This window comes from Pseudomonas fluorescens, from assembly GCF_902497875.1.
GTDB lineage: Bacteria > Pseudomonadota > Gammaproteobacteria > Pseudomonadales > Pseudomonadaceae > Aquipseudomonas > Aquipseudomonas fluorescens_BR.
This window is the reverse complement of record NZ_CABVHY010000049.1, coordinates 24801-33646: the sequence shown is the minus strand read 5'-3', so window position 1 is coordinate 33646 and position 8846 is coordinate 24801. Positions and strand designations below refer to the sequence as shown.

The 8846-nt window shown below is 56.5% G+C and carries 4 protein-coding genes, 2 rRNA genes and 1 pseudogene; 2 read left to right on the top strand and 5 right to left on the bottom strand.

Annotated elements, in window-relative coordinates:
- Together F8N85_RS31415 and rrf are read left to right on the top strand one after the other, a co-directional pair.
- Positions 1-2624, top strand: a 23S ribosomal RNA gene (locus tag F8N85_RS31415); the annotation flags it as partial.
- Positions 2625-2796: 172 nt separating this feature from the next.
- Positions 2797-2912, top strand: a 5S ribosomal RNA gene (gene rrf, locus F8N85_RS31410).
- On the opposite strand, the pseudogene F8N85_RS31405 reads toward rrf, so the two are convergent.
- From F8N85_RS31405 to F8N85_RS31385, 5 genes and pseudogenes are all read right to left on the bottom strand, one after another.
- Positions 2913-3071: pseudogene (locus F8N85_RS31405) on the bottom strand (PLP-dependent transferase); the annotation flags it as partial.
- 181 nt (positions 3072-3252) lie between these two features.
- On the bottom strand, positions 3253-4428 hold the full coding sequence (locus F8N85_RS31400; protein WP_150807321.1) for a PepSY-associated TM helix domain-containing protein: 1176 nt from the start codon (positions 4426-4428) through the stop codon (positions 3253-3255).
- Positions 4429-4500: 72 nt separating this feature from the next.
- Positions 4501-7014 carry a TonB-dependent siderophore receptor gene (locus F8N85_RS31395; RefSeq protein ID WP_150807320.1) on the bottom strand — a complete coding sequence of 838 codons (2514 nt, stop codon included), beginning with the start codon at positions 7012-7014 and terminating at the stop codon, positions 4501-4503.
- Positions 7015-7120: 106 nt separating this feature from the next.
- Positions 7121-8137: a FecR domain-containing protein gene (locus F8N85_RS31390; protein WP_150807319.1), complete on the bottom strand. Its 1017-nt coding sequence runs from the start codon at positions 8135-8137 to the stop codon at positions 7121-7123.
- Complete coding sequence (locus F8N85_RS31385; protein WP_150807318.1) at positions 8137-8637, bottom strand: sigma-70 family RNA polymerase sigma factor; 501 nt, start codon at positions 8635-8637, stop codon at positions 8137-8139. The genes F8N85_RS31390 and F8N85_RS31385 overlap by 1 nt, the downstream gene beginning before the upstream one ends.
- Between the last annotated feature and the right edge of the window lie 209 nt (positions 8638-8846).

Here is an 8846-nt window from a genome sequence, read left to right as displayed (position 1 = left end):
CTTAAGTGGCTTTGAGATTAGCGGAACGCTCTGGAAAGTGCGGCCATAGTGGGTGATAGCCCTGTACGCGAAAATCTCTTAGTCATGAAATCGAGTAGGACGGGGCACGAGAAACCTTGTCTGAATATGGGGGGACCATCCTCCAAGGCTAAATACTACTGACTGACCGATAGTGAACTAGTACCGTGAGGGAAAGGCGAAAAGAACCCCGGAGAGGGGAGTGAAATAGATCCTGAAACCGTATGCGTACAAGCAGTGGGAGCCCACTTTGTTGGGTGACTGCGTACCTTTTGTATAATGGGTCAGCGACTTATTTTCAGTGGCGAGCTTAACCGAATAGGGGAGGCGTAGCGAAAGCGAGTCTTAATAGGGCGTCTAGTCGCTGGGAATAGACCCGAAACCGGGCGATCTATCCATGGGCAGGTTGAAGGTTGGGTAACACTAACTGGAGGACCGAACCGACTACCGTTGAAAAGTTAGCGGATGACCTGTGGATCGGAGTGAAAGGCTAATCAAGCTCGGAGATAGCTGGTTCTCCTCGAAAGCTATTTAGGTAGCGCCTCATGTATCACTGTAGGGGGTAGAGCACTGTTTCGGCTAGGGGGTCATCCCGACTTACCAAACCGATGCAAACTCCGAATACCTACAAGTGCCGAGCATGGGAGACACACGGCGGGTGCTAACGTCCGTCGTGAAAAGGGAAACAACCCAGACCGTCAGCTAAGGTCCCAAAGTTATGGTTAAGTGGGAAACGATGTGGGAAGGCTTAGACAGCTAGGAGGTTGGCTTAGAAGCAGCCACCCTTTAAAGAAAGCGTAATAGCTCACTAGTCGAGTCGGCCTGCGCGGAAGATTTAACGGGGCTCAAACCATACACCGAAGCTACGGGTATCACTTAGGTGATGCGGTAGAGGAGCGTTCTGTAAGCCTGTGAAGGTGAGTTGAGAAGCTTGCTGGAGGTATCAGAAGTGCGAATGCTGACATGAGTAACGATAATGGGTGTGAAAAACACCCACGCCGAAAGACCAAGGTTTCCTGCGCAACGTTAATCGACGCAGGGTTAGTCGGTCCCTAAGGCGAGGCTGAAAAGCGTAGTCGATGGAAAACAGGTTAATATTCCTGTACTTCTGGTTATTGCGATGGAGGGACGGAGAAGGCTAGGCCAGCTTGGCGTTGGTTGTCCAAGTTTAAGGTGGTAGGCTGAGATCTTAGGTAAATCCGGGATCTTAAGGCCGAGAGCTGATGACGAGTGTTCTTTTAGAACACGAAGTGGTTGATGCCATGCTTCCAAGAAAAGCTTCTAAGCTTCAGGTAACCAGGAACCGTACCCCAAACCGACACAGGTGGTTGGGTAGAGAATACCAAGGCGCTTGAGAGAACTCGGGTGAAGGAACTAGGCAAAATGGCACCGTAACTTCGGGAGAAGGTGCGCCGGTGAGGGTGAAGCATTTACTGCGTAAGCCCATGCCGGTCGAAGATACCAGGCCGCTGCGACTGTTTATTAAAAACACAGCACTCTGCAAACACGAAAGTGGACGTATAGGGTGTGACGCCTGCCCGGTGCCGGAAGGTTAATTGATGGGGTTAGCTAACGCGAAGCTCTTGATCGAAGCCCCGGTAAACGGCGGCCGTAACTATAACGGTCCTAAGGTAGCGAAATTCCTTGTCGGGTAAGTTCCGACCTGCACGAATGGCGTAACGATGGCGGCGCTGTCTCCACCCGAGACTCAGTGAAATTGAAATCGCTGTGAAGATGCAGTGTATCCGCGGCTAGACGGAAAGACCCCGTGAACCTTTACTATAGCTTTGCACTGGACTTTGAATTTGCTTGTGTAGGATAGGTGGGAGGCTTTGAAGCGTGGACGCCAGTTCGCGTGGAGCCAACCTTGAAATACCACCCTGGCAACTTTGAGGTTCTAACTCAGGTCCGTTATCCGGATCGAGGACAGTGTATGGTGGGTAGTTTGACTGGGGCGGTCTCCTCCTAAAGAGTAACGGAGGAGTACGAAGGTGCGCTCAGACCGGTCGGAAATCGGTCGTAGAGTATAAAGGCAAAAGCGCGCTTGACTGCGAGACAGACACGTCGAGCAGGTACGAAAGTAGGTCTTAGTGATCCGGTGGTTCTGTATGGAAGGGCCATCGCTCAACGGATAAAAGGTACTCCGGGGATAACAGGCTGATACCGCCCAAGAGTTCATATCGACGGCGGTGTTTGGCACCTCGATGTCGGCTCATCACATCCTGGGGCTGAAGCCGGTCCCAAGGGTATGGCTGTTCGCCATTTAAAGTGGTACGCGAGCTGGGTTTAGAACGTCGTGAGACAGTTCGGTCCCTATCTGCCGTGGACGTTTGAGATTTGAGAGGGGCTGCTCCTAGTACGAGAGGACCGGAGTGGACGAACCTCTGGTGTTCCGGTTGTCACGCCAGTGGCATTGCCGGGTAGCTATGTTCGGAATAGATAACCGCTGAAAGCATCTAAGCGGGAAACTAGCCTCAAGATGAGATCTCACTGGGACCTTGAGTCCCCTGAAGGGCCGTCGAAGACTACGACGTTGATAGGTTGGGTGTGTAAGCGCTGTGAGGCGTTGAGCTAACCAATACTAATTGCCCGTGAGGCTTGACCATATAACACCCAAGCAATTTGCATGCTTCGAGCTGAAAAGCGAAAGAGCACCAGATTGCGGTGTGTGAAGACGAAACGAACCGAAAGTTCGAGATACTCACAAGACACCGAAAGCTATCACATACCCAATTTGCTGAAGCGAGGCCAGCTGGCCGCGACTCAGTACCCGAATTTCTTGACGACCATAGAGCATTGGAACCACCTGATCCCATCCCGAACTCAGCAGTGAAACGATGCATCGCCGATGGTAGTGTGGGGTTTCCCCATGTGAGAGTAGGTCATCGTCAAGATTAAATTCCGAAACCCCTATCTGCGTATGCAGGTAGGGGTTTTGTTTTTGCGCGTGATTCGTGGGCGCAGGTTTCCAATGCCTGGCCGATATCAGCCAGCAGATCGCTGATGTCTTCGAGTCCGACAGACAGGCGCACCAATCCTTCAGAGATGCCGTGCGCCGATGGTAGTGTGGGGTTTCCCCATGTGAGAGTAGGTCATCGTCAAGATTGAATTCCGAAACCCCTGTCTGCTTACGCAGACAGGGGTTTTGTTTTTCAGGGCAGTCACAAGCTGCAAGCTACAAGCGGTGAGGTTGGAAACGGTCTACTGCAGGACCGTTCCTTCTCGAGTGTCCTTCTAACCCCTACGTGCCTTGCTACTTCTGCGAGCCAGCAACTTGCGCCACCAGATGTAGATCCCCGTCCCCGACAGCACTGCAATCAAAACGCCTAGTAGCGCAATCATGACTTGTCCTGTGAAACCAATGATCCGTCCCCCGTGGATCGGCAGTTGCAGCCGATAGAAGCGCTCCCCCAGTGTGCCTTGCCCGGCTACTTCCTGTCCCAGCAAGCGTCCGTCAGTGCCATGGAAGAACAGCCAGGACTTACCCTGAGCCTCGGTATCATGTTGGCCAAAGCCCGCGCCATAGAAGTTGTATTCGAAGCTGTAATACAGCTCGCCGATGGCCAGGTTCAGACCCAATCGCTGACCTTCTTCCACGGCCAGCTCATAAGCCTCCTGATAACTGAGACGAGTAGTCCCCAGCTGCTCGGCGGGCATGCGTCCACGGGCTTCGTAGACGCTCGGCTCAATCGGCGAGAACAATGAAACAGCAGGCTTGAAGACCTGGCTTGGAAGGTTCATGGCGACGCTGCTGATGGCGATGGGTAGCAGTAGTAACCAAAGCCACAATCCGCCAGCGCGATGGATGTCCATGTTCAGCCGATAAGCATGCCCGCCTTTGATCTTCCAGGCCGTCGCCCACTTGTTCCAGAACGGCTTGCCTCGGGGAAAGGTCAGCCAGAGCGCGATGAAACAATCGATGACCCAGGCGATGGCAACCAGCCCCATCAACAACAACCCCCAGTTATCGGGGAGGACGAGGTTGTAGTGGAATTCGAGGATGAACGGGATGAAGTTCTCGCGCTGGAAACAACAGGCTCCCCAAAAACGCTGGCCCGTTTGCTCACCACTGACAGGATCGTAATAGAACACCTGATTCGGCTCGGCAAACGGCTTGCCGGTCGCCGGATCGTTGCGTGGCACTGCAGCGAGCATTGCCGTATGACCGGCTGCGTTGGGGTACTCCATGTACCAGACTTGCAGTCTCGGATGCTCTGTCTGCAGCTTATCCACCAACGCGCCAGGCGGGAGTGCCAGGCCTTGCGCAGGAGCCTCGTAAAAGCCCGGATTGAGCCACTCATCCAGCTCGTGATTAAACGCCAGGATACTGCCGGTCAGGCCTGCCATCAGCAGGAACAGCGCGGTGGCCAGGCCGATATAACGATGAAGTAAAACCAGAAATGCACGCATGAAATTTTTCCCCTGGAAACGACAAAGCCAGCCCCTGGGTTCAGGTGCTGGCTTTGTGGGAATGACCAATGATTAGAACTGGTAGCTCACCGTTGCGGCGACATTGCGTTCTTCACCCATGTAGCAGAAGTCCAGGCTCGCACAGGAGGCGATATAGGATTCGTCAGTCAGGTTGTTGGCATTGAGGCGAACATCAACACCCTTCAAGCCGACCTTGCCCAGGTCATAACCCACCGAGGCATCGAACAGGGTGTAGGAGGGCACCTCCATGGTGTTTTCCGCATCGGCCCAGCTGTAGCCGACATAGCGCACACCACCGCCAACTCGCAGACCGTCCAGGGCTGCGCTGTCGAACTTATAGTCCGCCCAGACCGAAGCCATATGTCGTGGTGCCTGCGTCGGCGAATTGCCCTTGTTCTCGATGACATCGCTGGCGGTGCTCAGGGTGCTGATCATCGACTTCGAGAACTCGATGTCGGTGAAGGTATAGCTGCCCAGTACCTTCAGGTTATCGGTCAACTGCATGTGCGCTTCCAGCTCCAGGCCCTGGGAGCGAACGGCCCCGATGCCGCGATAGAAGTTTTCCTGGGGCAGTTTGGTTGCCAGGTTTTCCTGATCGATACGGAACAGCGACGCGGTAAACAAATTGTCGGTGCCCGGTGGCTGATACTTCAGGCCGACTTCCCATTGGGTGCCGTCGGTAGGTGCCAGAGGATTGCCGGCGGCGTCCGAATAGGAGTTCGGGTTGAACGACTCGGAATAGCTGATGTAAGGCGCCACACCGTTATCGAACAGATACAGCGCGCCGGCACGTCCGGTCAGCTTGGTGCGGTTATCACTGATTTCAGTGCCCTCGGGCCGGTTGAATTCGGCCAGGCGATTCTCGTCAGAGGTTTCAACCCAATCCTGACGCAGGCCCAGGGAGAAACGCCATTTGTCCATTTCGATCAAGTCTTGCAGGTAAACACCAGTTTGTTCCAGACGCCGCACATAGCTGATGGGACTGTAGTAACTGATGTCCGAGTTGCCATACACCGGATTGAACGCATCGATCGGTGCCAGCCCACCGCTGGTCCAGTCAACTACCGTCTTGCGTCGTTGATAGTCGGCACCCATCAGCACCGTGTGCTTGGTTGCGCCGGTGAAAAACTCGGCCTGCAGCATGTTATCGACAATGAAGGCATGCAGCTTTTCGTCGCCACCGGTGTAGTAGCGATTGAGTTCATTGCTGGTTGGCGTAGTCCAGCCATAGGCGTAGACCTGATCGATCTTCACCTTGGAGTCCAGGTAACGGAAGTTCTGCCGGGCAGTAAAGACATCGTTGAAGCGATGCTCGAACTGATAGCCAACCGACTGCTGATCACGTTTGAACCTATCCACCCCTGGCTCACCTTCGAAGAAGTGTTCCGAGATCCGCTGGCCATTGCGCTTGTGCAACGCGCCGTCGGCCGGCATGCCGCCGTGGTAACCGCCATCGGGATCGTGTTGCAGATAGGCTTGCAGGGTCAGTGAGGTGTCATCGGTGAAGTCGATGCTGACCGTGGGTGCCAGGGCGTAGCGTTTTTCTTCGGTGTGATCGAATTGGGTGTCGGATTGGTCCGCCAGACCTGTCAGGCGATAGGCAACACGTTTGTCCTCATCCACCGGGCCGCTGAAATCGAAACCCATGCCGCGTTGGCCCTGAGTGCCGACCGTGGCCTGAACCTGATGGTAGGGCTCATACAGCGGCTTCTTGCTGGTGAGGGCGACCAGGCCACCGGGTGAACTGCGGCCGTAGAGCACCGAAGAGGGGCCTTTGAGAATATCGATCCTTTCGAGGAAGTACGGATCGACCTGCATGGTGCTGTAGGTACCGCTGTCGCCCATGGATTTCAGGCCGTCGAGGTAGATGTTGTCCACCGAGCCATCGTTGAAGCCGCGCATCGCCACATAATCATAGCGATGGGTGGCGCCATAGGGATTGGTCAAGACGCCGGGGGTGTAGCGCATGGCCTGGGACACGGTTTGCGAACCCTGGTCATCCATTTGCTCGCGGGTCACCACCGATACGCTTTGCGAGGTTTCCAGCAGCGCGGTACTGGTCTTGGTGGCGACCTGACTGTGGGTCGCGTTGTAGCCCGCCATGCTGCCCAGAGCATTGCCCAGCGCAAAGCCCCGGATGTCGGTGGTCGGCAACGCCAGCGTCTCGACCCCGGGTACCGGCCGCAGCACATAGCTGCTGCCATCCTGGCTGATGGCTTGCAAACCCGAACCGCTGAGCAAATGGCTCAACGCCTGATCCGCCGAGTATTCGCCCTGCAATCCCGGCGACTGGCGCCCCTGGGTTTGCTCCGGTGTCGTGGACAGGGTGATGCCTGCCTGGCGCGCGAACTGATTGAGCACATCGCTCAGCGAACCGCCGGCAATGCTGTAGCTGCGGCTCGTGGCGAAGGCTTGCGTATCGGCTGCTTGAGCGAACGAGGGCAGGGCGCTGACGCTCAACGCGGTGCAGAGCAGCGCGGCTCGGACGGCTTGACCGAGTGCCGTACAGGAGCAAGCGTCCGGGGATAAGTCGAAGGGGCTTTGGCGGATGGCGCGAACAATCATTATGGGTTTCCGTGGAGGTCGCTGAAGGCAGATTATTGAAGTGCTTACTGACCAAGCCGGACTCGCAGGGAAAACCCGCCAAAATAAATGGGCGGCATAAAAGAGATCAGGCCAGACGCTCCAGCGTCACCCACCAACGGGTGCGGTAGCGCAGTTGTATCGGCAGGGTTTGCGGCAGGATGGCCAGCAATTTTTCGGTGTCTTCCAGGCGGAAAACCCCAGACAGGCGCAAGTCGGCAATCTGCTCCGCGCAGCCCAGATAGCCGTGCCGATAACGCCCCACCTCCTTGAGGAAGTCGGCCAGGCGCATGTTACGCGTGACGATCAAGCCCTCCGCCCAGGCCCCCACGTCCATATCCAGCGGCGCGGCCAGCCTGGCTTGCGAATGGTCGATCAGATAGCTTTGCCCCGCGTGCACCTGTGCGGACGAGCCATCCGCTCGATGCGGCGAGTGGATTGCGACACTCCCGGCGGTGACGCTCAGTCGGGTGCAGTCACTGTCCTGTCTGACCATAAAGCGCGCGTCGAGACCTTCGAAAAGACCGTGTCGGCTCTGGACCAACAAAGGGCGGCCGTTCGCGGCCTGGGGATCGGTCCCGCAACTCACCATGATTTCGCCGCGGGTGAGTTTGATCAGCCGTTGCTGCGCGGTGAAGTCCAGATCGGCTGCGCTATCGGTATTGAGCTCCAGGCGCGAGCCATCGGGAAGTTGAAAGCCACGATGTTCGCCCGTGGCGGTGGCGAAGTCGGCGTTCCATTGTTGCCAGGCCGCCAGGTCCTTGCCCACCCAGGCAGCCGAGCCCATGAGCAGCGCCCCGGACAGCAGCTTCAAGGCCTGGCGTCGGCCTAAACGTTGCACGCTGTGTTCCAGGGTATCCAGTGCCACATGTGCACCCGGCACCGCGCGCAGGTTGCTGCTCAGCTCGTGTTGCAGCGACTGCACCCGTTGCCAGGCCAGTTCGTGCTCCTGATGCGCCGCGCGCCAAGTCTCGCATTGCTGGCGCAACCCGGTGTTGGCGGCGTTATTGCGCAGCCGCAGCAGCCAATGGATGGCTTGTTTGACCACCTGAGGGTGCGGATTGCTCTGGGCCCGCAGGTTCATCGAAGCGTTATCCACAGGCATCACGACTCATATCGCAGCAAGTAACAGTGATACAGCGCATCGGCGACATAGCGCTCGACCGAGCGTAAGGACAGCCCCATGTGTTCGGCGATCTGCTTATGGGTCAAGCCTTCGCATTGCGCCAGCAGGAACGCCTTGCGCACCTTGGGCTTCAGCCCCTCGAGCATCCGCGCGATGCTTTCCAGCAGTTCCAGCACCAACGCACGGGATTCAGCGCTTGGGGTTTGCGCTTCGGGCAGATGGGCGATGGATTCCAGATAGGCGCGCTCGATTTCCTCCCGGCGCCAGTGGTCGATCACCAGGCCCCGGGCAATCGTGCGTAGAAAGGCCCGTGGGGCTTTCAGTTCGAGACGTTCGGTTCGTTGCAGCAAGCGGACAAAGGTGTCCTGGGCCAGATCCGCGGCATCGGCGGCATTGCCCAGCCGGCAGCGCAGCCAGGTGTTCAGCCAGCCGTGATGATTGCTGTAAAGCGCCTGCACTGCAAAATCAGATGATGGCATGAATACAACTGTCCGAACGTCATGAATGATAATTAGTCTCATTGTCATTCAAGGGGTGTGGATTGTGCAACCACCATTCGATCAGTCGAGACCAAATTGTACTTTGGCTGCTCTAGCACGCCGTTCGGCAGGTTTCTGACCGATATAGCGTTCATTTCCTGCAAAGCGCTAAGTTTTATCCGCTTCGTGCCGACAGACTGGTGAGACAT